The organism is Thermococcus litoralis DSM 5473 (assembly GCF_000246985.2).
Taxonomy (GTDB): domain Archaea; phylum Methanobacteriota_B; class Thermococci; order Thermococcales; family Thermococcaceae; genus Thermococcus_A; species Thermococcus_A litoralis.
The window spans coordinates 492879-514974 of sequence record NC_022084.1 but is presented as its reverse complement, the minus strand read 5'-3'; the positions used below and the strand labels follow the sequence as shown (position 1 = coordinate 514974).

Sequence of the window (22096 nt, the reverse complement as noted above, 5' to 3'; positions counted from 1 at the left end):
TTCTCAATAATGATCAAATCTTAGAAGGTTTAAATTTATTAAATAAATTTAATTCCTCGATAAAAAGGGAGATAAGAGGAGCTATTTTTGCTTTTTCTAGATGGTAAAAGCTTTAATTTTGCGAATTTAATTTTATAAAATTAAATTCATTGGTATTATTTAGGCATGACGTAAACTTACCAAGATTCTTCAAAGACTTTTATTAATATGGCAAGTGCAACCCCAAGCAATATTATGCCCACTATAAACAGCCCAAGGTTGGACATGAAAGGACTGAAGGGATTGGGGACTTTATAAGCCATGATTATCAGCAATACTCCAAATGCAAAGAGGAAAGCTAAGGTTATAATTGATTCTATTTGTTCATTATTCATTGTCTTCCACCTCCTGTTATCACAACTTGGTTCTCCAAAATAATAAAAATCCAAAAACATAATTAAAATTTGCTGAGTTAATCAACAATCATCCCTAAGACTTTCTCTTCGTCGATTGGCACTTCTTCCACGTCATCGATTTCGATGTAGCCTTTCATTAGGTTCTCTTTCTTGATGTATTCCTTGACTAATAATTCGGCTCGTCCTTCGTCTTTTGCCATTACGATGAATGTGGCGTTGGCTTCAAAGTCTTCGAGGACGTCGACATCACTTTCCAGGTATACGTGGACCTTGAAGACCTTCATGATGATCACCGAGAAGAAAGGCACGACAAAACTTTAATATTTTTTCAAGTAAAAGATGTTAATTGAAATTAAGGAATATGGAGGGAAGGAGATTGGAGGGTTCAAGGGATAGTGGGGATATTCCTCCTTATAAGGATTTGGGTGTGCCAAAAGCTTCAGACAGGGTTCCCAAAATTTACCCTGAGGGCGTCAGGTTTTCCAAGAGATGGGTGTTCTTCAAGACTGCATGGGTTGGCATTATACTGATAATCCTCGCATCCATTGTGTTCATATTTGCGGCTACTCTCACTCCCGAGTATTATTGGGCTCCTGTAACACATTGGTCCGATTCTTGGACAATCAAACCTGCTCAAGAATGGTATCATTCATGGACTGTTAATGATCCAAAAAATCACGTTCTTGAGATCAATGTCTCTGTATCAGGTGGTAATAACGATCTTAGGATATACATAGACACTCCAAAAGGCAGGGTCGATTATGGGAAGCTTACATCCCCAATTCATCTCAAACTTAATCTTACAAAGTATGGAACGGGCAAGTACACAATACACTATGATAATAGTTTTAGCTTGATAACGTCAAAAGTTGTGAGTGTTGTTGAAACTATGTATGTCTTCAAGGAAGATACTAGTGATAAGGACGCCTTATATTTTGTGGCAATATTCCTTATTTTAGTGCCTGGAGTGATTTTGATTGGAGCAGGGGCTAGGAAAGTGGCAACTTTGGTTGTTGATGACGATGTGATCGAGGCAAAGTTGGTGGCTAGTGGTAAGCTTGAATTGAAGGTAAATAATTACAAGTTGGATGAGCGTATAGATCATGCGGTTAAGTTTAGAGCAGGAAAAAATGAAAGTAGGGTCGTGGAGATTAAGCCTGTTAGGACTGGTTGGAACAATGTTGGTTGGATGTTTAGTGTGGATGATCAAGAAGTCGGCCGGTTGCCGTGAGGTGATGTAAAATGGAGGTAGGGAAAGTTGGTTGGACTTTAATCGCACTTACGGTGTTATACGCAGTGACTGTATTAGTAATTCAAGATGAAACCTCTATAATGAAGCTCAATAGTGTTCTCCAAGTTCTAATTGTTGCATTTATTGCTTTACAAACACTAGCAACTGCAAGAAATGTTGATGAAAGTATAAAAAGTCGCTTGAATATAGATGAACTAAAATATGCATTAATTGGTTATCTTGAAGAGGAAGTGCTCCCAAAGATGCAGATGAATGCACGGCGAGATTCTAATTTTGAAAAAATACAACCTGTCAAGAACTTCCTGAAACAAGATTACACAAGAGCACGATCTCAGTATGTGGATCCAGTTACTAGAAGTACGATAGGTTATAAGCTTTCGGTTACTGACCTTGGATATATCTTAAGAATGGCTCGGAAGGTAGATATGTTTCTCAAAAATAAAAAGATTGATTTAGAATCCTATAATAAACTCATTGAAAGTAAGAGACCATCAGATGAAGTTAAGAAGGAAAATGAAAGGATTTTAGAGAAGATTAGGGAAGTCTTGGAGATGGATGATACAAAGATGGAGGAGGAACTCTTAAAACTCCACTAATCCTTTCTTTTATATTTGTAATGTTTGAAAAAATAATGGGTAAAAAGCGACTCAAGGCAAATTAGGGGATTATGATGGGAGATCGAGTGCCAACTGTAATAATTGAGGAATATGATCTTCCTGGAGAGAAAGAGGAAAAGGAAATTGAAAGATATATTGAGATTGAGTTTTTATAGTGTCCTTATTCTTTTTTCTCGTTTTTTGTGAGCAGTTCTGTCGCAATGTTGTTAATCAGCATCAGTTGAGTGAGGTCTTCAAGGGTTTCTTCGATCAGGATTCTGTCCTCGCTTTTTGGAACGCTGAAGTAGAGTCTCTTTAATCTGCGCACGATCGATGTTATGAGCATTTTGTTGAGCTCTTTTTTTGGGAGCTTTCCCGGCCTACTATCTCCAGTATTTTTCTTTGCTCTACCTTCATCTGTTGTTTCAGATATGCCTTTAAGGAAGTCCTCATCCACAACTTCATAGGCGCTCATCATTTAAATCCCCCTAAACCTCTTGAAGGGATCACTGAAGTCTACTTCAACACCGCCAAATCTCTCTTCTTTCTTTCCTTCAACTTGGTCTTGGGCTTTGGTGCTCATGTAAGTCTTTATTCTTGGGTTCATTTTCATGGCGTCTTCAACAACCTCTGGAACTCTATGCCTTAATATTGAGATTAAATCCCAAAGCATATCGTTTTCTTCCTTCAAAGCTAAATACAACTTAGCATCGACGATGTTTTCTGTGAGAGGAACAGCTTCATATTCCTGGTATTCGTTGATAATGAATGCGTGTGAGAGGATTGTAATGCTTTCATCTCCAAATTTCACTATTTGCTTTGGAGCTCTAATTATCGCTAGAGGGGGATGTTTCCCAAAGACTCTTAGCAGAGACTGGATTATGCTGTCGAGCCATGTTGGTGGCCTTACTTGGTAGAGGATTATGTAGTCATCAAGATCTACTCGCAGTCCTTGGGGATAACCTATTATTTTGCTTTCTTTTCCATTAAACCAGATTAAAAGCCTCTGTTTGGGTTCAAATACTTGAGCATATTTGTAGTTGAGCTCTTTCAATTTTCTTGCTCTTTCGATGACCCGATCTTCAACGAATGGAATCATATCCTCATCTTCCAGAGTTTTAGGCAGGTATTTAGCTGTTTCTTCCGCTTCTTTCTTCTTTTTTCTCCTAAATTTATCCAAAATTCCCATATTAACTACCTCACAAGCTTTGTGGTGGGCGGAAGTAAATCCGCTCCGTGTACATTTTATCAAAAGAAAACCAACCACGACCCTTTAATTGGGGTTTAAGATTCTTGTAATCTTTAAATGTCTTAGCTCTAGGCTCTTTTATCCTTTTGAAGTCTTTGATGACCTTACTCAAAAGTAGTTCATCATCTGCACTCGCTATCCTCCCGACTATTCCAATATGAGCGGCTCCATAGACTAAGAATGCTGGTAAACCGTACATGTATTGAGTGCCTGCAATGATGTTTACCCAATTGCTTCTGCCTTCTCTGTGTAGTTTCTCAACGGCTAATTTGCCATCATAGTATTGGAGTATGTTTTGAATTTCATCAAAAATGACAAAAACTGGAGTATTCCTGAAGCGAACATATTTCTTGACAACAAAGTTCACAAGATGTTTAACTATCCATGCCTCTTCCTCAGGATATAATTCACTATTTGCTGAGAAATCAATGACGTTAATAACATCTGTTGAGAGCTCTGAGGTGAAATCTTTATGTTTGGTGAAAATAACATCTTGTTTGAGAAGGTTTGCCACTTCCAAGATTGAGAGATATGTGGTACTTGGACCATTTGAGTTTGGCCTGTATTTTGTTTGCCACTCCTCCGCAAACTGTTCCAAGAGTTTTGGATCCCTTCTCTTTTCCAGATCCCATGCTTGCTTGATAATTCTTCCATAGAGTGTGTTTCTGTTTATTTGGGCCAGTTTTTCAATGAATGAGAAATCAACATCTTTGTATCTTATTTTCCCATCTACAACCTTGCAGTTATTGTCTTTTTCTATTGCTTCAATGTCTCTAACTGGTCTGAACACTATTCTTTTAACAGGAAATCTTTTTGGTTTCAACCCGTGCCAGCTCAGAATGCTGTGGCGATCACGTTCTGAGACCGATATTATTGAGAATGGATAGTTGGGCCATCCAAAGGCAAAATCGCCCATTTTTCCATATTTAATCCCATCGTTAGCTACCATTGAAAGATATTGGATTATTTCATAGAAGTTCTCTTTTACAAATTCTTTTCCTTTGATTTTTGCTAATGCTTTTATGAAATCGTTTAGATCTTTTACCTTGTTCTTATCGTATTTTTGCTCAATTACTATTACCAATGCTCCAGGTACTTTTTCATAAATCTCCTCTGCAAGGGCCCTCTCGACTGTTGTTTTTCCTGAACCACTAGGTCCAAGGAAAGTAATATGATTTGCCTCTGTTTCCTTAAGGTCGATGTATCGTTTCTCTCTTTCTGTGTTTTTACCTATATAGATTTCTACTCCCAAATAACCCACCTCTCTACTTGCTTTTTGTGATATGGGACATATGCACGGAATTATATTGTTTTATGAAATTCAGCCTTATCCTCCCTTATTTTCTAAATTCAGGAATTGTCCTAGTGTGCGAGTCATGCAACGTAATTTTAAAACAAAATTATCCCTTTTTTCGCACAATACGTTTTTAGAGGCCTCCATACTCCCAACTCCTTTTTCCACGATACAATAAGAATCCGATCAGGCCGACAATTCCTCCTGCGGCGATTAAAGTCTTGATGATCACAGAACCGATCAGTTTTTCCTTCTTCGCTTTCTCAATATAACTCTGCTCGCTCTTTTGGGATGCTTCTTGAAGAAGCGTTTGAATCATCTTTCTGTATTCTTCGTTCTGCTGTTCGAGAAAGTCGGCTTTGGCTTGCAGAGCGTTGTACTTGTTCGTGATGTTTGCGAGCTGTGCTTTGAGTTCTCTGTTCTCTTTTGTCAGGTTCACGATCTGCACGTTTAAGGCTGCTGCATTTGGGAGATCTTTGAGCTTGTTTTGAAGCTCGGAAACCTGCTGCTTGAGCTTCTCGTTCTCCTTTTGGAGGCTTTTGACCTGCTTCGTGAGGCTCACATTCTCGGCTTTGAGCCTCTTGTTCTCTTCCTTCAGCGCCTGGATATCCCCATTCGTGTTCACGCTGAACGGTTCAGCGCTTTCCACCGTCACAACGCCGTAGTTTCCGAATACGGTAAAGCTGATATTCAGGTTCTCGACTTGCATCTTTTGCCCGTCAAAAAGCAGTTTGCCCTCACCCTCGACTACGAGCGCGAGTGCGCCTGTCCGGATGTCTTTGTCGACTGTGAGAATGATGTCATTAACTTGGACTTTCTCGCCAACGTGGATGCTGCTCGTCCAGATGTAAAATGATGCTGCCGAAGCCGGCCCGAAGCCTACTATCATATATATTATAATAGGAAGTATGAGCTTCATACCTCTGAAGTTCATTCTTCATCACCTCACCGCGTCTCATTATCCGGGCCCGGCTCATAGGGGGGAGTCGCGTCTGTTTCGTTTATTGGTGAGGTTGTGTCGTTGAAAGTTGCATTTTCAAGGCTGCCCGTACTGTTAGTTTCGCTCGTGCTTGAGTTGTCTTCTGGAAGGAAAACCACCCCATCTTTTCCTACGCATCCGAGCGTGGAGGTGATTAGTATCAAAACAAGGATAACTCCGAGTTTTTTCATGCGCATCACCCCAAAAGGCCCTTCACCGAGACGGCTCCAGTCTTCCGGTTCACCCAAATGAAGCCCGCGAAGAGCTTTGAGCCGCCCGTGTCGAGCTTCAGCTCGAAAACCCAATACCTCTGCCCGTTCTTTTCTTTCTCTGTGAGCGTTTTTTTGTCAGGATAGATCTTGTAGTCGTATTCTTTCAGCTTCTCGTTGTAGCTTGCGAGGTAGTTCCTCGCTATCTCGTACGCTTGCTCCGCGGTGATCGAATAGTCCTCGACATAAGCTCCCTGAACTATTGTGAGGTGTCCGTCAGCCCACCGTATTGTGCCGTTTGTGAAAATGAACCCCTCAGTTGGATAACCAAGCTCGTAAAGGCGCTCTTTTATCTCATCATGCTCGGCAAACGTCGAATAACTAAAATAAGCCAAAAAAATTAAGCTAACCACCGCGAAGAGTCTCAGAACGACTTTTGAAAAAGATGGGGAAGAGCGGTGGGCGTACATTTCAGCCCACCTCAGCTCGAACTCTGCTCAGTCACAACAACCGGCCAGGTCGTGGTCGCGTTGGCCTGGATGATGTACGGGCTTGTCTCGTTGTAGAGCTCAATAATATTGCCGCTCAGGTCTTCAACCTTGAAGTAGAACGCGTAATAGTGGCCCTCCGTGATGTTGCTGATGGTGAGTGGCAGGGTAGTCGCGTTGACTGCTGTGAATGTTGTGGTGTTGCTGACGGTGTTGCTGGTGCCAAGGTCGGCGTAATAGACGTAATAGGTTGCTATGGCGTCGTTGTCAGTCGCGTTGAAGTCAATGCTGAAGGTTCCAGCAGTGCTGTTGTAATCGATAGTAACTGAATTCAGAGTTGGAGCAGTCGTGTCGGTGACGGTAATGCTCTTCACATCGCTTTCAAGAGTCTTTCCAGCGTCGTAAACCACCTTAACCTTGTAATAAACCACGTCGCCGAACTTGCTCGGAATCTCGGCCTTGTAAGTGCCGTTCTCGACTGTGGCGTTCAGGGCAATGTAGGTCGCGTTGTTCGGGTCGGCAACGTTCAGAGCATAGAGGACTTCAACGTTGCTGATGTTGAAGTGCTCCTCGTTCGTCAGGCTGAATGAAATCGTCACGTGCCCGGTCGCCTGGTCAACGGTTGCCAGGAGGTCGCTGATGGTGAGCTGATAGGTTGTCTTCTCAGTCGTGTTGTTCAGGCTGTCAGTCAAGTCAATTAGCCCGCCGCCATCGTTGTTGTAAGCCCACCAGCTGATGGCGGCGAAGAGCAACACCAATCCGATTGTTACGATCTGCCTTTCCTTTTTCTTCATTTCTCAAACACCTCCTAAACTGCCCATGAGGGCGCTTATTTTGTCGGGGAGAGTCTTTAGGAAGTCGACAAACACATCAAACAACGAAAACTCTTGCAGGAGCGCGATGAACCCGAGCAGGTAGAATACCAGCGACGCTTTGCCCCTGACGAGGGCACCGATCAGGAAGAGCAGTATTGCTAGCCCGAGGTACGGGTGAGCTGTTGCAGTGTTCCTGAACCCGTCGAGGATGCTGTTCACATCCATCAGCGCCCACCTCCCCTCAAGGCGAGTGCACCGAGGATCGCGGCAACGCTGAAGCTCACGACGCCCTTGACGAGCTCGTAGGCGGTCGCTTCGGGGTCGTTGGTCATTGCGAGGAGTGCAATGCTGCCGATGATGAGGAATGATGCTGCGTCCCAAAGGCCCCACCTGTCTAGGTCGCTGATTCTGTACACTGCAAGACCAACCAAGGTGCTCGGAATGAACAAGGCCCAAAAGCCGCTTAATCCAAAGAGCTGACCTACTGTCGTCATTGAGTCGCTGAAGTGGAAAATGCAAAGGAGGTAAGCGATGAGAGCTGCTGCAATCCTGCCGAGCATTGTTTTTCCCTCCTCAGAGCGCAGGAATAAGTGTCCTCACGAGCATGCTAAGGCCGGTTGAGAAGTTCCAGCCTGGCAGGAGGGCAAGATACTGGCCCTTCGTTGCTATCGTGGCTGCAATCCAAGCCCACAAGAGGAGCTCGTCATCTCCCGTCTCTGGAGCGAAGATGTATAGGCTGATTAGTCCAGCGACGACTATGTTGGCTGGCCCGTAGGTGCCGAGGTTCATCGTGATTGTTCCAGTCAATGCCCACAGGATAACTGCCATTCCAAGTGCCGCAAAGAGCAGGCTAATCAGTATTCCACTCCCACGGCTTTTGTTCGCTCCAAACTGCTTGTATAGACTGTTGTAGAAGTCGTTTTTGTCGACAATCTTGTCGAAGATCTCTATCAGCACCACAAAAGCCAGTGGTATGCTTGCTAGTGCCGTGTTGATCTGTCCCATTGTTACGCTCTTTTCGGCCCCATACCAGAGAACGAGGCCGAGGAAGCCGGAGGCCAGGGCCGTCTTCAAGGCCCACTGGCCCCACTTCAGGCTTTTTTCGCTAACCACCTTTCACCACCTCAAAGCAGTTTTCTCAAAACAATCAAACCGATAATCACCACAAGCCAGAACCAGAGCGGTATTCCGAGGAGTTTCTTTGAGAGGAACGCTTTTGCGGCAGATAGACTGAAGTGTGGCTCGTACTCCTTTGCAAGGTCGGAGTACTCCTGTCCCTTTTGAGCGTCAATCTTCGCCTGCTCTTCATCGCCATTCAAAGCCTTCCTCGCCGCGTTACGGTAGTAATCTCCAGCCTGCTCGTGTTTCTTCGCCGCGTTCAGCATATTCAAGAACTGTTGGTAATCATCGGCCTGCCCTGCCTTCTTCAGATCTTCGATTGCAGTGTTATACTCATCTATTGCTGCCTGCGCCCACTTCTCGGCCTGCTCATTCCCCATACCTTTGGCTTTCTGAAGGAGATCCTCGGCATCTTGGATCTTCTGCTGGAGTCCTTGTATTAGGCTCTGGATGGTTCCCTCAACCGCAGTCCTATCGTTGTTCTTGAAAGAAGCAATTAACTTCTGAACCTCTGTGTCGGCGACGGCGACTATGACGTTCTGCTGTACTGAAATCTGAGGCTCAGCAACGAGCCAAACAGGTATTTTAGTTCCATCATCTCTAACAACGTTCACGTAAGCCAGCCCGAGTGCATGATACGTCAGAACTCCTGGAGCGTCTGTGTAATGGGCAGTCAAAGGCATTTCTTTTGTAGTTGTGAGGTCGCCAAGTTGCCCGGTCACCTGGTCTGCAGGTTCAATTCCACCACCATTGAGCACTCTGAGGATTACGAAGCGGAAGTCGTCGGTGATCGTTGGATTAGCAGGATTGAAGTAGTCAGGGTTCGGTGCGATTATGAACTTGTAGTTGGCGGTAGCATTGAGAACGTGAACCGGAGACGCTGCAGTCACCACCACGAAGTTGCTTAGAGCACCAGCATAGCGGCTCTGATAGATCACCCATTTGGAAGCGGCATCTGTCTGAAGGAACTTAATTGGAAGAGTGCCGTACATTCCATCGGAAATCGTCGCAACGTCCGCTGAACCAGTAACATGCTTCCAAGCTGACGTTGATTCAGCATCGAGGGAAATGTCAATGTACTTGTCAAAAACATAGCATTCGCCGTTGTACCACTTCCCGTTCACGGCTTGGCAGTCGCTTTCAGTAGTCGCGTTAGGATAGCCTTTCCAGGCCTCCCTCTTTGCAGTGACGTGCACATGAATCTCAAACTCACTTGTACTGGTGTTCCAGATTTTATCGTAAAGATCTCTGCTGATTTGTCCCGTGTCCACAGCGTTCTTTATCTGATATAAGAGAGGATCGGGCCCTTTGAGGACAGTAGTATATACTGCGCTCTGACCGGGATTGAGCACGGCTTCTCCAAGATTATAACTCCATGTCCTTGTCCAGTACTTGTTTCCGTCTTTGTCAATAACATAAATTGTGATATCAAGCAGGTGAACGACGTTGAAGGGTATCGGTGATTCGGAGGCAGTCAACCTCACCTGTGCTGGAAATGCTGAAAATCCATAGATGCTCGACGGGCCCCATATCTCTGCCGAAAGGTCGCCGCCGTAACTGCTTGATCCGTACTGAATAAAATCAGAGCGGAGCTTCGCGGTAAGCTCAGCAACGGCCTTATAACCTGCCTGGTTTGCGTCATCGGTAAGCTTGCTCGCGTCAGGATTATCATCATCGTTCTCAGCATTGCTCTCAGTTGCATTTTTTGAGCTTGTCATTGTTGCTGTGTCAGAAGAGCCAAACCATTTGTCAGCCTTATGGCCGAGGTAGTCAATACCTATCAAACTCGCTCCAGCAATGATTGCGTAACCTCCAACTACAGCGCCCACACCTGTCGCAGTGGCCACAACACCCACGCCTATTAGCGCCGCTCCAACAATTGCTGTGGCATGATCATCGACCTTTTCCTTTATACTGTTGAAGAGGCCTTCTCCTGGCCAGGCGGCGACAGGCTCAGCGTAGATGCTGACTAAGAGCATGAGCATTATGGCCGTGCTTGCTAGGGCTTTTCCAATCTTGTTCCTCTTCCGTGGCTTCTTCTCCAGTCTTTCCTCCTCGCCTTTCTGCTTCTCAAAATGAGAAAAGAAGAGCCTCATTACCTCACCTCCTCCTGGCAAGTCCAACTAAAGCGAGAAGCCCAAGCCCGCCAACACCGAGCCAGAGCCAGGTGTTCCCACTTGAGCTGCCGCCGAAGAGTGTGAATCCTCCGCTGTCAGAGATGCTGACTGCAACCTTGTCGGAGAATACGGTAGTGTTGCCCTGGAGAACCTGAACTTGTAGCTCGTAGGCGTCATAGGTCAGCTCCTCGGGCACGGCGAAGGATATTGAGACATCTTTTTCAGTGAGAGGGCCGACGCTGATGCTCTGGTTGATCTCAGAAGGCAGGAAGCCGCCCGAGACCTTGATAGTGTAGTACTGAACATCGCTCGATGGGTTCTTGAAGTGGAGGACAATCGTGCCCTCTCCGCCCTTCTGCACAGTCAAAGTCTTCGTGGTGAGCGTGATGGCAGGATTCACGATAACGTCATAGGTCGCGACCTGGCCGTTCCATTGCAGCTCTAAGGTGTATGAACCCTCGGAGGGCACATTGACGCTGAAGGAGTACGCCTCGTAGGGGCTGAAGGCGTGTGAATCGCTCCAGACCTCGTTTCCGCTTGAGTCTTTCAGAACCGCAGTGATGAGGTAGCTCTGGCCGGAGCTTTCGGAAATCCTCAGAGTGTTCGTGCCGACCTGCCACTCACTCGGCACCTGAACCGAAAACGGGAGCGGCTCGACGGTGTATGTGACGCTCTTTGTGGTCGTGTAGGTCTTTGACATGATGGCGTCGTGGCTCTCAACGCTCAGAGTGAACCCGTGCTGGCCGACCGCGCCCGCCTTGAACTTGATGCTGACCTGGACAGGCGAAGAGATGTCGCCGAGGTAGTATTTACCCGATTCTGGAGAAATAGCTTGGCCAGCTTTTTTAACTTCAAGGAGATTGTTTAATCCTGAAATGCTCAAATAAGTGTTATAAGTTGCGTCTGTGGTGATTGGGCTTATTGTGAAGGTTAGCTCGTAGATAGTGTTCTCATAAACTTGGATGTCGCTTGGGAAGTTTAAGAACTTAAACGCTGTGTCGGATGGATACATTTCAATGCTAACGCTCATATCACTTTGAACATCTATCGTTTTTGTAACACTCCAATAACCGCTTTTTTCAAAAGTTAAGTTGTGTGTTCCTCTGCTAAGTGTTAAGCTCTCACCGTCACTTATAGTGCCTAAAGTTGTGTTACCTTCTTTAACCGTTACGCCCGTTAGTCCTTGACCCGTTAATGCATCTTTTAAGTTAAACAACACATTATAGTCATTTACAGCAATTTTAACATAATCCACCTCTATATGCCACGCCGCACCCGAAGTATACGTTAATATTGAGTTACTCACCGAATAAGCGGGGTTTAAATCTTTGTTATTTCCACCAATACCCCACCCTATTGCGCTTAATTTTGTCGTTAATGATGTCTGCGCTTGGTCGAATAGTGTAAATGATCCATTCTCTTCTACGTATATTGACGCAATATAAGCACCTACATTATTATCCCACTCCAACCTGAACAATACCTTTGACCCCTCAGCGGGTGCTGTAAGCGTTGCAAGTGTTGAGTAAGATTTAAGATCTGAAGTCCTGTTCTGTATTTCTATTGTATTACTACTACCTGCCCAAGTGCGTATACCGTATTTGTAACCGTCCTCACCCACAATATAGATATATTGCCAGCCTTCCGATGGAACATCAAATTGCACTAAATAGAACTCTATTAGCTCAGCTCGTATTGGTGAGGGAAAGGATATTTGATCATAATAAAGATATGCATCTACGCTTGTTCTTGAAAATGAAAAACTTCCATCAAAATGTTCTAAATAAATATTCTCCGCCTTTACTGTATTACTGAACACCGTTAAAAGCACCAACAAACCCAAAACTAAGCTTAACGCCTTTCTCATCCTCATCCCTCCACGCCGTAGTCAATGAAAATCCCACCCACGAGGGCCATCAGCAAGGCAGTTTTTTCACTCAAAGCCATCAAACTGTCAAGAAAAGCATCAAAGTTCCCTGCACTTTGGTAAAGCGCAATGATCCAAGTTGCCAGGAGGATGTCGTATATAAGCACCCTCCAGCCAGCTGTCAAGGGTTTAATATAAATAACGTTCTTGTTGCCCTTGTTAGTCAAAGCCCAATGCAATGTGGGCCCTGCTAAAGCACCGAAAAACGCTGCTTCTTTAGTTATTGAATCCCAAGCCACATAACTGAAAAAGCCTAATATCAGCACAAAAATCAAAATTTGAACCCAACTTTTCATTTTCAAGCCGAAGCACCTCCCTCAGCCTGTTTTAACAACCTCAAAATCCGGCATTCTCAAGCTCTTGAGTGATGTTCTCAAGCGTTGAATTGCCCAAATCAGTCGCTGTCGAGCTTGTTCTTGTTAAATAACGTACTGCAAGAAAGATTATGATGAGCGCTGCTGCAATCATAAACAAGTATTCCAAAGCGCCTTGAGCCCTTCTTTTCATTACCCAAACCTCCCAAACTTTTCAGCTGATTCAAAGAACAGCTTATTTTACCCGAAAGACAACTTATTTTACTTGAAATTTGGAAAGAAGGATTTATAAGCAAATAAGAACAAATTAAGCTTAAAGTATAAGCAAAAATTAAAAATAATCACTCCTCAAGGATTTCTTCAGGCTTAACATTTCCAAGCTCCATCCTGTAGAGTTTCAGAACCGCCTCTCTAAACACTTGATTAACACTTGTTCCCTTTACCTTCGCAAGGGCTTTCGCCCGTTTCTCAATTTCAGAATCGATGTATACTCCTCTTACGAACTTCACAGATTGAGCCATTCTTAAGCCACCTCCTAAAACTTGTAATTGAGAGCTTGACCAAGCCCCAAACTCCATAATAAAACATCCCGAACAAAACAAAAACCTCAAGAGAGCCTAAAATAATGCCCAAAGTCGTTATCAAGGCCCTCCCTCCAGCACCTTCTTTAAATCCTCAACAACTTTCGAGTAAGCCTCATCCGCAAGATTTTCCAATTCAGCATAATAGGCATCAAGAACCTTTTGCGGAACCCTGCCTTGAATATAGTTAATGACTGATGGAGGAACATTCCGCTTGATTAGGAACGTTGCGAACCACTTACGAATGCTCTTCGCCGTAACTCTGCCATACCTCAAATACTTCTTAGCCATGTCATAGCTGTAATCTGACTTGAAGAGCTCCTCAGCAAGCTCTTTAGGCATGTACGCATAGTAAGCAAGCTTAGTTCCTTCATGAGTAAAAAGCTCATACTTCGCTATGTTTCCGAGAACTGTCAGCTTTTTCCCATCAAACTCATTGAGAACCTTAATCACATGAGTCAACCTTAACCCGCTGAAAACCAAGAGCTTGAAAAGAATCAACTCCTCTCTTCTTCCGTGTTTCTTGAAATAGCCATATGCTTCCCTCAGTTCCTCATCAGTTATGAACGTTCTTGAAGCTCCCGCTTTCTTTATCTTGATGATTGCCTTAAACTTCTCATAAAGCTCAAAGCTGATTACGTCATGCAGATATAGATACCTAACGAAATTCCTGAGCGCTTTCGCAAGGTTACTCTTGTAGTTTTCAGCATTTAATGCCTTTCTGAGATCCTCAAATGAGCTAATCTTATAGCGACCAAAGAAACGATTGAGCACGCTTAAGTAGTCTTTCGCTGTTGAGTTGCTCACTTGACCAGAGAGCCATTCTGAGAAAGGCTTTTGATGAAGATTCCACAGTTCATTGAGATTTAACGCTCTTCCAAGCCGGTGACCCGGGTTCAAATCCCGGCCACCGCACCAAACTTTTGTATGCTTTTCTCAAAAATTTCCACTATCCAAAATCTTCTGCTATTTCCCAATGACTTGCTAACCAACTTTGCAAAAGTGGGACTCTATGAGCTTTTAAAAGAGAAATTGGGGAGAATATAAAAGGATGCTCCCAATAATTCGGCAGATATTTAATCTATGTGCCTTTTCGGAGTTTTTCTGCCAGCTCCACCAGCTTTCTCGCCCTTTCTAGGTCGATGTTCTTCTTTGTGTCTCCGTTTTCTTTGATCCATGTCCCGACAATAAACCCATCTGCATAGCTCCACAGCTTTGGTAAATTCTTATAAGTTGTCCCAGAGCCAACCAAAACAGGAACACTTGAAAGTTCTTTGGCAAGTTTTAGCTTCTCCACTTCTACTTCCTTGCCCGTTCTTTTTCCGCTGATTATCACGGCATCTGCCAATCCTCTTTCAACAGTATCCCTCAAAGCCTCCTCAAAATCTCCGAAATGGTAAGCATGCTTAACGTGAACGTCTGCAAAAATCTTGATCTCTGAAGGGAGGAGTTTTCTGAGTCTTGCGAGTTTATGAGCTTCTCCCTCGATTATTCCCTGGTCGGTATATGCAACTCCGCTTAGGACATTCACTCTAATAAAATCCGCCTTTGTGGCATATGCTATAGAATAAGCCGCTATGGCATCATTTCTTAGGACATTTATGCCAAGTGGGAGGGAGATTTCATCTCTTATTGCTTTTGCGATGACGCTCATAGAGGCAACAGTTATAGGCTCAACAGTTTTCGGAAAAGGTACATCGTTAAAGTTCTCAATCATTACTGCATCAAATCCCGCTCTTTCTAATTTTTTTGCTTCTCTTAGTGCATGGTTAATGACTTCGTCAAGATCATTTTGGTAGAGATATGATCCGGGCAAAGGCTTGAGATGAACCATCCCGATGAGTGGTTTTTCTTTAAAGTTCATAGGATCACCAGAGGAAAAATGGTGACACGAATAATAAGTTTTTCTAACTTGCCATAGATTTAAATGTGGTTTAATTGTTCTTGTGATACTTTTGGTATTACTTTTATGATGTTAACTAAAAACAACAAAGTGACCATAATTGAAATGTGTTGTTTGGATAAATATCAAAATAATGTTAGAATATTGCTGAATAATGACAACAAAATATTGAAAAAAGATAAATACGATGAAAGATATTTCAACTTTAGACTTATCGTGGTTTGCGATTCTGCAAACCCTGGTAAGTCTAGGAGTGTGAAAACATGCGTTTCCACAAAGGGGGCACTCTTGTTTTGTTGGCTTTAGTTTTATTTTCTACCTGGTTACTCACCCCAACTGTTCCCAAAGTCTATGCAGGAGACGCAGACCTCATAAGTGGACTCGGCGGGAGGGTCATAAAGGACGAGGAGATCATCATTGGAGATAGGGGAGACAAGATATTGAGCTATGAAAACGAAACAGGAAATCTTCTCTACAGTTTTAAAAAGGATTACGAGATGTGGGATGAGATAGCGGCTGGAGACGTTAACGGAGACGGGAAGGACGAGATAATACATGCGGACAGAAGCTCGGACAAGATCTATATATTCGACCGCAATGGGAACGAACTTGCCAGGCGTGGGGGAGAAGTTGAAGCCGGTGATGATATTGCATGCGGAGACGTTAACGGAGACGGGAAGGAGGAGATAGTGTTCGCAGACAGGGACGACTGGATAAAGATATATGACCAGCATTTCAACGAGCTCAGCAAATTTAGAATAGACTTCTCCGATGAAGACAACATAGCGGTGGGGGACATAGACGGCGATGGAGTGGCGGAGATATTCTGGGCGGATCACGACAAAAACATGATCACCATCTACGATATGTATGGAAATTCACTTGGAGGATTCTCCACAAAGGAGGACTATAGCTTTGACTTCAGCAATAGGGATGAAATGGCAGTTGGGGACGTAAACCTCGACGGCATGGGCGAACTCGTGATCGCGAGCAGAGACTCCGACAACTACGGACAGAGAGCGGGCATATACGTATTCAAGTTCGAAAAGGAAGGAGGACAGTACAAACAGAGGGAAATCTCCTACTTCCGCATTGGTTTCTCCAAGGGCGACAGATTGGCCGTTGGAGACGTCAACAGGGACGGCGTTGATGAGATAGTGTGGGCCTCCCAATCCGGCAGGATAAAAGTGTACGATATGGGGGGCAGTTTACTCAACGGTCCGGACGGATTCAAGGCCCACTTCGAGCATGGTGCCGGCCTGGCAGTGGGAGATGTGGATGGAAACTCCATCACGGTGGGAGAACCAATCCACAGCACGATGAGCGTAACAAACAAGGTAATAGCCGTCATCAACTCGCCGCCCGTGGATTTTGACGTAATAAACAAAACAGGCATCTTCTACGCCACGTACATGACAAAGAATACACAGACTATGGAGGTGTCTGTGAAGGCCGTCACCGACATGGCACTGTCCGTTGGTCTTTCGGGAAAAATAAGCTCCGGGGTGGCAAGTGCTGAGTTCAACCTGGGAGTCAAGGTCTCTCAGAAGTTTGAGGCCACCAGAGGAAAGGGTCACATTATAAGTGACACGCACACAATAACCGCAGACATGGCGGATGCCATTTTAACAGTCAGCACAGACTACGATATTTACGAGTTCCCGATCATAAGCCCGCCTGAGCTCGCAGTGATAGATGGTGAACACCAGTACATACTCGTCACGGTTCCAAAGGGAAAGCCCCACATTCATTTGAGTAACTACAACTCGAGCGTTCACACCATAGGGGACATAAATTCGTATCCAACCAGGGCAGAGGAGCTGCCCAACTATGAACTCTCTAACGAGCTCTTCAAATACACAATTGAGGTAGGAAAGGTAACCGGTGGCAAAAAGTTCTCTATGAGTGACTTCAACTGGCGCGAGACGAAGAATACCTTTAGCCTCTCGGTTTCTGCTGGGTTTAAGCAATCTACTAATGCCTTATTTGGCTCCTATACACTTAGTGTCCAGGGGAATTACGGAAGGAGCAAGATAACCACCCACAAAGTCTCGATAAGCAACGAGACTGAATTGCAGATAGAGTACAAGGGAAGGATCACCGACAAAAACAAATGGTATAATGCAACCGCTGTTGCATACCTCGACAGTGAGGATGGACACTTAGTCCTCGACTTCTACGTGCCAAGCAAGGGGAATTATTACGCAATAAGAGAACTAAGTCCCCTTGGATTTCAGTACGCCGTGCTTCAGAATTCCATCACATCGGGACTGCCGCCCAGCAGTCTCTTCAACTTAAACCCAAGCATTGCGTTATTGGTCTCAGCACTCTCCTCCATTGGATGTAGCGTCCAGGTAGAACCTGAGGAAGGCAAAGTGCCATTCGATGCCCTCGTCCAGACTTCCGCTTCGGGAGGCGGGGGTGTTAAACAGTGGCGCCTTGATTTTGGTGACGGCACGGTACTCGAGAACACCGGGGAGATGCAAAGCAACTATACCCACAGGTATTCTGAGCCCGGGGATTATGTGGTCAGTCTCTATGTAGAAGGCGTATGGGGAGCCAATAATACATGCACCCAAAGCGTAACTGTTCTCCCGAACAAAGAACCAACGGCCATGTTTACCAACTCCCCAGAACTTCCAAAAGCCGGAGAAGATGTGAGCTTTAGCGACTCTTCAAGTGACGAAGATGGAAGCATTGTGAGCTGGAGCTGGGACTTTGGAGATGGCTCGACTTCAACGGAAAGAAATCCCAAGCACACTTACTCCGATCCGGGCACATATACGGTAATACTCACAATCGAAGATGACGGGGGTATGAAAGCAAGCTACTCCAAGCAGATAACGGTTTCTCCGGCGAACGTCCTTCCCACAGCCGACTTCACGTTCCTCCCCAAGGAACCGAAGGCCGGGGAGGAAATAAACTTTGTTGACAAATCCTATGATAGTGATGGAAGTATTGTAAGCTGGAGCTGGGATTTTGGTGATGGCTCGACATCGGAGGATGCAGAACCAGTTCATGTTTTCACAGAAGCCGGCAACTACACGGTAACGCTGACTGTAAGAGACGATAAAGGCGGAGAGGATGTGAAGAGGTTCACAATTACGGTGAAAGAGGCTCAAGCTCCCACACCCACGGAAACGACGACAACCTCTACTCCGAGTGAGACCACGACTTCGAGCTCTCCTTCTCCAGCCTCATCTACTTCTGAGACCACATCAAGCTCACCATCTCCATCTACAACTTCTTCCTCAACTACCCAAGAAACTTCAAGCACTCCATCAACACAAACCCAAACGTCAAGTGCAGCCGGGGGAACATGTGGTGTAGGATTACTTGCAATATTATCTCTTGTTCCCCTGCTTTTGAGGAGAAGAAGGTAACTGCCTTTTTATTTTATTTTTGAAATGAACGAAGTTATATAGTTTCTAAGCGAAAAGTGAAGGAGGTGAGCTGCATGGAAGAAAAGCTTCCAAAGGGAATCTTGGAAAATCTTTCTCCCGATGAGAAAAGTCTTGTATACTATAAAAAAGAAGTTCAGCCTGGAGGCCAAACCAAAATGGCTTGTTATCACAGACAGGAGAATAATGTATATCGATGAGAAAATCTTGGGGAGATATGAACTAACGGCCATCCCATATGAAAAGTTAGAGCAAGTGTACGTTAAAGTGGGCAAGCTGTATTCCGAGTTTCTGATTAAAAAGGAAGATGGTAATGAGATTAGATTGCAGAGGATGGATAAGGAAGAAGCGAGAAAAGCTATAGAATCGATAAGGGATGCATTAAACGAAATTGCAGTTGAACCAGTCTCAATCGAAAGGAAAAAGCATTTGATGAGCGAAGAGTAGACTATTCACAAGCCAAAGGAAGTTGTGAGTAGAGGCATACGGATGGAAAGGGGAATTAGAATCCCTAAATCTCAAGAAGATCCTCTAGAAAAACTTAAAAGGCTTAAAGAGCTTTACGATATGGGAGTTCTTTCCCAAGAGGAATATGAAGAGAAATGTAAAAAGCTTCTTGATCAGATTTGAGCTTTTCTTTTTCAATCCAAATCCATTTCTAATAGGATTCCAACCTCTTCGAAGCCCATGCTTTTGTAGAATTCCCTCGCCTTGAGGTTGCTAATCTCCGTGCTCACTTCAATCTCGGTGTGTCTCAGCTCTTTGCAAAGTTCCATAGCGGCTCTTATCAATTTTCTCCCTATTCCTTGGTTCCTAAGTTCTTTAGATGCAACGAGTTCATCAATTAGTGCAGAAGGTGCAGAGTGGAGAATTGTTCTACGGATGTTTAAATGGAGAGCTCCTACCACCTTTCCGTTCAACTCTGCAACTAGCAAATATGCATTTGGAGTCGTTAGAAGTTTTTTGCAGTTCTCAAATACAGCATTTTCATCTATACCTTCTTGGCTTTCTAGAGTTTCAATGAGTTCTATTATGAGGCTTTTGATTTCATTCAAATCTGACTCTTGGGCTTTTCTAATAATGAGATCGCTCATTTTTTCACCTGGAGAGTTTTTTGCAATCCTTATAAAAACCTTCATATATCTAAAGACCTAATCTAAACTCATGAACGAAAAACAAAAGAAGATTCTGGTCTTTATCATGCTCCTCATTCTAACCGGCCCGTTTGCATTCTTATGGCTTGCTTTAATGAGTCATAAGGAAGAACCTAAGGTAGAGATTGATGAGATCCAAGAGGAAAAAGATGAATTTGAGTGGAAGAGCATCTGGGAGGAGTGAGTATTTAGGGTTCTCTGGATTATTCACCCTATCTTTTCTACGAGTTCATCCAGAACCTCCTTAAACCTTGCCGCATCTATCCACTTAATCCCCATCTTTTGAGCCCATGTTAAGATTCCAATATCTGCAGAAACAATTGTTGCATCGAGTTCTTTAGCCAGAAGAATAAGCTCAAAATCTTCTTTACTATCCACAATTCCCTCTCGTAGAGCCCTTCTGTAGTTTCTCCTAAGTCTCTGGATTATTGCGTCCACATTTTGCGTGTCTATTACACTCTCTCTCACAGCCTTTTCAGCAACCCTGAGGCCTTTGTCTATCCTCCTTCTAATATCGTCAATGAGTTCATAAACGACAAAAGCAGGTATTTTAATGTCATGTACGTTGGGAGGCTTTTTGATTATATAAAGCTCAATATCGGGAGAAACTTCTTCGAGTTCAACAAAATGAGTTACCTCCTTATAGATACCCGGAGGCATGTAGAATTCAACCCTACCAAAAAGCCTCTCTGCGTACTCTAAAAATTTTTTCATGGCATCAGTGGGATTTTCCCCAAACTTATTTCTAATATCTGGATTAACAAAGATGCTCGTGTCAAGCACAAAGCGGATCATTTTCACCACAATTTATTATTGTTCATTGACTTTAAAACGGTAACCTTAAATTTAAGTACTCTCAACCTTTATTGGAGGTTGTAAAATGAAAGTGGGAGTAGCCTTTGGAATTAGCGAACTGGCAAATCCAAAAGCCTTTGAAAAGAAAGCTTCCGAATTTCTAATGAATCTTGCAAATGAGTTTGAAATTGAGGGAGGAGCGTTTGTATCCTCAAAGTCAGAAACAAAGGAGGTCGACTTCAAGGACGTTGATGTTATAGTTTTGTATCCCCTAACTGGAGGTACTGAAAATGCTCTCAAGGAGTTTGCATACTATAGAAAACCAGTAATCCTCTTTGGAGATTCATTTAATAACTCAATTGCTGCGGCAATAGAGCTTAGGGAGTATTTTAGGGACAGGTTAATCCCAGCAACATTAGTGAAAAGCTTTGATGAGCTTAAAGCCGCTATTCTTGGTTATGATGACATGAAAGAGATGTTGAGTAAGTTCCTAAACCTTAGGTTAGGATTGATTGGAAGAACCTCCGTATGGCTCATAAACGAAAAGTTTGAGCTTCCTTACGTGCATATAAGCCTGAAGAAGTTCTACGAGTACTACGAATCGACAACGGAAGCTGAAGGATGGAAAGCCATTGAAGAAATAATCGCAAAAGCCAAGGAAATCAAGGAACCTCAGAGAGAAGACCTCGTGAAAGCAGGTAGGATGTATGTAGCCCTCAGAAAGATAATTGACGACTATAACTTGGATGGATTTGCAATAGGATGCTTTGAGATGCTGAACAAGCTTAAAGCTACCCCATGTTTAGCTCTGGCAATGTTTAACGCTGAAGGAATTCCTGCTGCATGTGAGGGAGAACTAAACTCATTGTTGGGGATGGTGTTAATAAGGAAATTCTTTGATAAGCCTGCGTTTATGGGCAATATAGCAGACTATGGAGAAAATCATATAATATTGGCTCACTGCACAGCACCCTTGATAAGCGATTACATTCTTAGGTCTCACTTTGAGAGCGGAAAGGGGGTTGGAGTAGCAGTAAGCCTTCCCAGAGGAAAAGCATCTCTCCTGAAAATTAGAGGTAGAAAAGTTGTAGTGGCAGGTGTTGAAGTTGTGGAACAGGAAAAGAGCGAGCACAGGTGCAGAACTCAAATGAAACTCAAAATCATGGAAGCAAAAGATTTCATCGATGGAACCCTTGGGAATCATCATCTCCTTGCGTATGTAGACAGTGAAGAGCTTGCTGATTTGCTAAGTGAGCTCGGCTTTGAAGTCATGCTTTATTAACCTTCCCTTCTTTCTTTAGCTTTAGCTAAAGATTTATTAGTTCTTTATACATATTTTAAAAGCGGTGGTCATATGGAACTCAGTGAAAAAGAGAAGAAGGTGCTCGTGTATATTTTGGATAAGATAATTGAGTTTGTGATAATAACCTCTGCAGTCGCAGTTGGCTTTATAATAGCCTCAGGCTTTGTTGCTAAGCAGATAGCCCAAGCTCTCGGAGGATGAAAGG

The 22096-nt window shown here is 43.9% G+C and carries 29 protein-coding genes; 8 read left to right on the top strand and 21 right to left on the bottom strand.

Translation table 11 applies throughout. From position 1 onward, the window contains the following. Window positions 1-176: 176 nt before the first annotated feature. A complete protein-coding gene (locus OCC_RS02780; RefSeq protein WP_004069335.1) occupies window positions 177-374 on the bottom strand; it encodes a hypothetical protein in 198 nt (65 codons plus the stop codon). A gap of 77 nt (window positions 375-451) precedes the next feature. After that, window positions 452-688, bottom strand: a complete 237-nt coding sequence (locus tag OCC_RS02775; RefSeq protein WP_148290387.1) for a hypothetical protein — start codon at window positions 686-688, stop codon at window positions 452-454. Between the two features lie 53 nt (window positions 689-741). Here OCC_RS02775 and OCC_RS02770 point away from each other — a divergent pair, with 53 nt between their 5' ends. Both OCC_RS02770 and OCC_RS02765 read left to right on the top strand, forming a co-directional pair. Continuing rightward, on the top strand, window positions 742-1626 hold the full coding sequence (locus OCC_RS02770; RefSeq protein ID WP_238565078.1) for a hypothetical protein: 885 nt from the start codon (window positions 742-744) through the stop codon (window positions 1624-1626). Window positions 1627-1637: 11 nt separating this feature from the next. Next, entirely contained in the window at window positions 1638-2243 is a 606-nt protein-coding gene (locus tag OCC_RS02765) for a hypothetical protein (protein WP_004069329.1), read from the top strand. Between the two features lie 181 nt (window positions 2244-2424). On the opposite strand, the gene OCC_RS02760 is transcribed toward OCC_RS02765, so the two are convergent. From OCC_RS02760 to OCC_RS02685, 17 genes are all read right to left on the bottom strand, one after another. Then, window positions 2425-2721, bottom strand: coding sequence for a hypothetical protein (locus OCC_RS02760; RefSeq protein WP_004069327.1), 297 nt, complete (start codon window positions 2719-2721; stop codon window positions 2425-2427). Further along, a complete protein-coding gene (locus OCC_RS02755) occupies window positions 2722-3432 on the bottom strand; it encodes a hypothetical protein (protein WP_004069325.1) in 711 nt (236 codons plus the stop codon). 10 nt (window positions 3433-3442) lie between these two features. Beyond that, entirely contained in the window at window positions 3443-4753 is a 1311-nt protein-coding gene (locus OCC_RS02750) for an ATP-binding protein (RefSeq protein WP_238565077.1), read from the bottom strand. Between the two features lie 166 nt (window positions 4754-4919). Beyond that, a complete protein-coding gene (locus OCC_RS02745; protein WP_004069321.1) occupies window positions 4920-5720 on the bottom strand; it encodes a hypothetical protein in 801 nt (266 codons plus the stop codon). Between the two features lie 11 nt (window positions 5721-5731). Continuing rightward, on the bottom strand, window positions 5732-5956 hold the full coding sequence (locus tag OCC_RS02740) for a hypothetical protein (protein ID WP_020953620.1): 225 nt from the start codon (window positions 5954-5956) through the stop codon (window positions 5732-5734). A gap of 5 nt (window positions 5957-5961) precedes the next feature. Then, window positions 5962-6444, bottom strand: coding sequence for a hypothetical protein (locus OCC_RS02735; protein ID WP_004069320.1), 483 nt, complete (start codon window positions 6442-6444; stop codon window positions 5962-5964). 11 nt (window positions 6445-6455) lie between these two features. After that, entirely contained in the window at window positions 6456-7256 is an 801-nt protein-coding gene (locus OCC_RS02730) for a hypothetical protein (protein WP_004069318.1), read from the bottom strand. Between the two features lie 3 nt (window positions 7257-7259). Continuing rightward, window positions 7260-7502 carry a hypothetical protein gene (locus OCC_RS02725; RefSeq protein WP_004069316.1) on the bottom strand — a complete coding sequence of 81 codons (243 nt, stop codon included), beginning with the start codon at window positions 7500-7502 and terminating at the stop codon, window positions 7260-7262. After that, a complete protein-coding gene (locus OCC_RS02720; protein WP_004069314.1) occupies window positions 7502-7837 on the bottom strand; it encodes a hypothetical protein in 336 nt (111 codons plus the stop codon). The genes OCC_RS02725 and OCC_RS02720 overlap by 1 nt, the downstream gene beginning before the upstream one ends. A 13-nt stretch (window positions 7838-7850) precedes the next feature. Next, window positions 7851-8282, bottom strand: coding sequence for a hypothetical protein (locus OCC_RS02715; protein WP_238565076.1), 432 nt, complete (start codon window positions 8280-8282; stop codon window positions 7851-7853). Between the two features lie 119 nt (window positions 8283-8401). After that, window positions 8402-10492: a FliH/SctL family protein gene (locus OCC_RS02710; RefSeq protein WP_004069311.1), complete on the bottom strand. Its 2091-nt coding sequence runs from the start codon at window positions 10490-10492 to the stop codon at window positions 8402-8404. A gap of 4 nt (window positions 10493-10496) precedes the next feature. Next, window positions 10497-12380 (bottom strand): peptidase associated/transthyretin-like domain-containing protein, encoded by a 1884-nt coding sequence (locus OCC_RS02705; protein WP_004069309.1) that lies wholly within the window; start codon window positions 12378-12380, stop codon window positions 10497-10499. A 2-nt stretch (window positions 12381-12382) separates the two neighbouring features. After that, complete coding sequence (locus tag OCC_RS02700; protein ID WP_238565090.1) at window positions 12383-12736, bottom strand: hypothetical protein; 354 nt, start codon at window positions 12734-12736, stop codon at window positions 12383-12385. A 40-nt stretch (window positions 12737-12776) separates the two neighbouring features. Then, complete coding sequence (locus tag OCC_RS12205) at window positions 12777-12947, bottom strand: class III signal peptide-containing protein (protein WP_004069304.1); 171 nt, start codon at window positions 12945-12947, stop codon at window positions 12777-12779. 148 nt (window positions 12948-13095) lie between these two features. Further along, the gene (locus OCC_RS02695) at window positions 13096-13275 is read right to left on the bottom strand and encodes a hypothetical protein (protein ID WP_004069302.1); all 180 of its coding nucleotides are present in this window, start codon (window positions 13273-13275) and stop codon (window positions 13096-13098) included. 120 nt (window positions 13276-13395) lie between these two features. After that, the gene (locus OCC_RS02690) at window positions 13396-14235 is read right to left on the bottom strand and encodes an integrase (RefSeq protein ID WP_020953619.1); all 840 of its coding nucleotides are present in this window, start codon (window positions 14233-14235) and stop codon (window positions 13396-13398) included. A 181-nt stretch (window positions 14236-14416) separates the two neighbouring features. After that, window positions 14417-15199 (bottom strand): BtpA/SgcQ family protein, encoded by a 783-nt coding sequence (locus OCC_RS02685; RefSeq protein ID WP_004066306.1) that lies wholly within the window; start codon window positions 15197-15199, stop codon window positions 14417-14419. A gap of 302 nt (window positions 15200-15501) precedes the next feature. Here OCC_RS02685 and OCC_RS02680 point away from each other — a divergent pair, with 302 nt between their 5' ends. From OCC_RS02680 to OCC_RS13070, 3 genes are all read left to right on the top strand, one after another. Next, window positions 15502-18621, top strand: coding sequence for a PKD domain-containing protein (locus tag OCC_RS02680; RefSeq protein ID WP_004066305.1), 3120 nt, complete (start codon window positions 15502-15504; stop codon window positions 18619-18621). A 120-nt stretch (window positions 18622-18741) separates the two neighbouring features. Further along, window positions 18742-19086, top strand: a complete 345-nt coding sequence (locus OCC_RS13075) for a PH domain-containing protein (protein ID WP_338010721.1) — start codon at window positions 18742-18744, stop codon at window positions 19084-19086. Between the two features lie 42 nt (window positions 19087-19128). Beyond that, window positions 19129-19269: an SHOCT domain-containing protein gene (locus tag OCC_RS13070; RefSeq protein WP_004066302.1), complete on the top strand. Its 141-nt coding sequence runs from the start codon at window positions 19129-19131 to the stop codon at window positions 19267-19269. Window positions 19270-19280: 11 nt separating this feature from the next. Here OCC_RS13070 and OCC_RS02670 read toward each other — a convergent pair whose 3' ends face one another. After that, window positions 19281-19733, bottom strand: coding sequence for a GNAT family N-acetyltransferase (locus OCC_RS02670; RefSeq protein ID WP_171814830.1), 453 nt, complete (start codon window positions 19731-19733; stop codon window positions 19281-19283). A 70-nt stretch (window positions 19734-19803) separates the two neighbouring features. Between OCC_RS02670 and OCC_RS12550 the strand changes: the two genes are divergently transcribed. After that, window positions 19804-19977 (top strand): hypothetical protein, encoded by a 174-nt coding sequence (locus OCC_RS12550; RefSeq protein ID WP_171814829.1) that lies wholly within the window; start codon window positions 19804-19806, stop codon window positions 19975-19977. 23 nt (window positions 19978-20000) lie between these two features. Here the strand turns inward: OCC_RS12550 and OCC_RS02665 are convergent, their stop codons facing one another. Further along, entirely contained in the window at window positions 20001-20588 is a 588-nt protein-coding gene (locus OCC_RS02665; RefSeq protein WP_004066298.1) for an RNA ligase partner protein, read from the bottom strand. An 85-nt stretch (window positions 20589-20673) separates the two neighbouring features. Here OCC_RS02665 and OCC_RS02660 point away from each other — a divergent pair, with 85 nt between their 5' ends. Both OCC_RS02660 and OCC_RS12545 read left to right on the top strand, forming a co-directional pair. Continuing rightward, window positions 20674-21870, top strand: coding sequence for an L-arabinose isomerase family protein (locus OCC_RS02660; RefSeq protein ID WP_004066296.1), 1197 nt, complete (start codon window positions 20674-20676; stop codon window positions 21868-21870). A 72-nt stretch (window positions 21871-21942) separates the two neighbouring features. Then, on the top strand, window positions 21943-22092 hold the full coding sequence (locus OCC_RS12545; RefSeq protein WP_004066293.1) for a hypothetical protein: 150 nt from the start codon (window positions 21943-21945) through the stop codon (window positions 22090-22092). Window positions 22093-22096 lie beyond the last annotated feature (4 nt).

What these genes read in the sequence shown, in the direction of transcription:
- OCC_RS02755 (WP_004069325.1), bottom strand. Translation starts at nt 3,432, where the DNA reads ATGGGAATTTTGGATAAATTTAGGAGAAAAAAGAAGAAAGAAGCGGAA.
- OCC_RS02745 (WP_004069321.1), bottom strand. Translation starts at nt 5,720, where the DNA reads ATGAACTTCAGAGGTATGAAGCTCATACTTCCTATTATAATATATATG.
- OCC_RS02670 (WP_171814830.1), bottom strand. Translation starts at nt 19,733, where the DNA reads ATGAGCGATCTCATTATTAGAAAAGCCCAAGAGTCAGATTTGAATGAA.
- OCC_RS02665 (WP_004066298.1), bottom strand. Translation starts at nt 20,588, where the DNA reads ATGATCCGCTTTGTGCTTGACACGAGCATCTTTGTTAATCCAGATATT.
- OCC_RS02700 (WP_238565090.1), bottom strand. Translation starts at nt 12,736, where the DNA reads ATGAAAAGTTGGGTTCAAATTTTGATTTTTGTGCTGATATTAGGCTTT.
- OCC_RS02695 (WP_004069302.1), bottom strand. Translation starts at nt 13,275, where the DNA reads ATGGCTCAATCTGTGAAGTTCGTAAGAGGAGTATACATCGATTCTGAA.
- OCC_RS02780 (WP_004069335.1), bottom strand. Translation starts at nt 374, where the DNA reads ATGAATAATGAACAAATAGAATCAATTATAACCTTAGCTTTCCTCTTT.
- OCC_RS13075 (WP_338010721.1), top strand. Translation starts at nt 18,742, where the DNA reads ATGAGAAAAGTCTTGTATACTATAAAAAAGAAGTTCAGCCTGGAGGCC.
- OCC_RS02730 (WP_004069318.1), bottom strand. Translation starts at nt 7,256, where the DNA reads ATGAAGAAAAAGGAAAGGCAGATCGTAACAATCGGATTGGTGTTGCTC.
- OCC_RS12205 (WP_004069304.1), bottom strand. Translation starts at nt 12,947, where the DNA reads ATGAAAAGAAGGGCTCAAGGCGCTTTGGAATACTTGTTTATGATTGCA.
- OCC_RS02705 (WP_004069309.1), bottom strand. Translation starts at nt 12,380, where the DNA reads ATGAGAAAGGCGTTAAGCTTAGTTTTGGGTTTGTTGGTGCTTTTAACG.
- OCC_RS02660 (WP_004066296.1), top strand. Translation starts at nt 20,674, where the DNA reads ATGAAAGTGGGAGTAGCCTTTGGAATTAGCGAACTGGCAAATCCAAAA.
- OCC_RS02680 (WP_004066305.1), top strand. Translation starts at nt 15,502, where the DNA reads ATGCGTTTCCACAAAGGGGGCACTCTTGTTTTGTTGGCTTTAGTTTTA.
- OCC_RS12550 (WP_171814829.1), top strand. Translation starts at nt 19,804, where the DNA reads ATGAACGAAAAACAAAAGAAGATTCTGGTCTTTATCATGCTCCTCATT.
- OCC_RS02760 (WP_004069327.1), bottom strand. Translation starts at nt 2,721, where the DNA reads ATGATGAGCGCCTATGAAGTTGTGGATGAGGACTTCCTTAAAGGCATA.
- OCC_RS12545 (WP_004066293.1), top strand. Translation starts at nt 21,943, where the DNA reads ATGGAACTCAGTGAAAAAGAGAAGAAGGTGCTCGTGTATATTTTGGAT.
- OCC_RS02720 (WP_004069314.1), bottom strand. Translation starts at nt 7,837, where the DNA reads ATGCTCGGCAGGATTGCAGCAGCTCTCATCGCTTACCTCCTTTGCATT.
- OCC_RS02715 (WP_238565076.1), bottom strand. Translation starts at nt 8,282, where the DNA reads ATGGGACAGATCAACACGGCACTAGCAAGCATACCACTGGCTTTTGTG.
- OCC_RS02765 (WP_004069329.1), top strand. Translation starts at nt 1,638, where the DNA reads ATGGAGGTAGGGAAAGTTGGTTGGACTTTAATCGCACTTACGGTGTTA.
- OCC_RS02710 (WP_004069311.1), bottom strand. Translation starts at nt 10,492, where the DNA reads ATGAGGCTCTTCTTTTCTCATTTTGAGAAGCAGAAAGGCGAGGAGGAA.
- OCC_RS02725 (WP_004069316.1), bottom strand. Translation starts at nt 7,502, where the DNA reads ATGGATGTGAACAGCATCCTCGACGGGTTCAGGAACACTGCAACAGCT.
- OCC_RS02735 (WP_004069320.1), bottom strand. Translation starts at nt 6,444, where the DNA reads ATGTACGCCCACCGCTCTTCCCCATCTTTTTCAAAAGTCGTTCTGAGA.
- OCC_RS13070 (WP_004066302.1), top strand. Translation starts at nt 19,129, where the DNA reads ATGGAAAGGGGAATTAGAATCCCTAAATCTCAAGAAGATCCTCTAGAA.
- OCC_RS02740 (WP_020953620.1), bottom strand. Translation starts at nt 5,956, where the DNA reads ATGAAAAAACTCGGAGTTATCCTTGTTTTGATACTAATCACCTCCACG.
- OCC_RS02685 (WP_004066306.1), bottom strand. Translation starts at nt 15,199, where the DNA reads ATGAACTTTAAAGAAAAACCACTCATCGGGATGGTTCATCTCAAGCCT.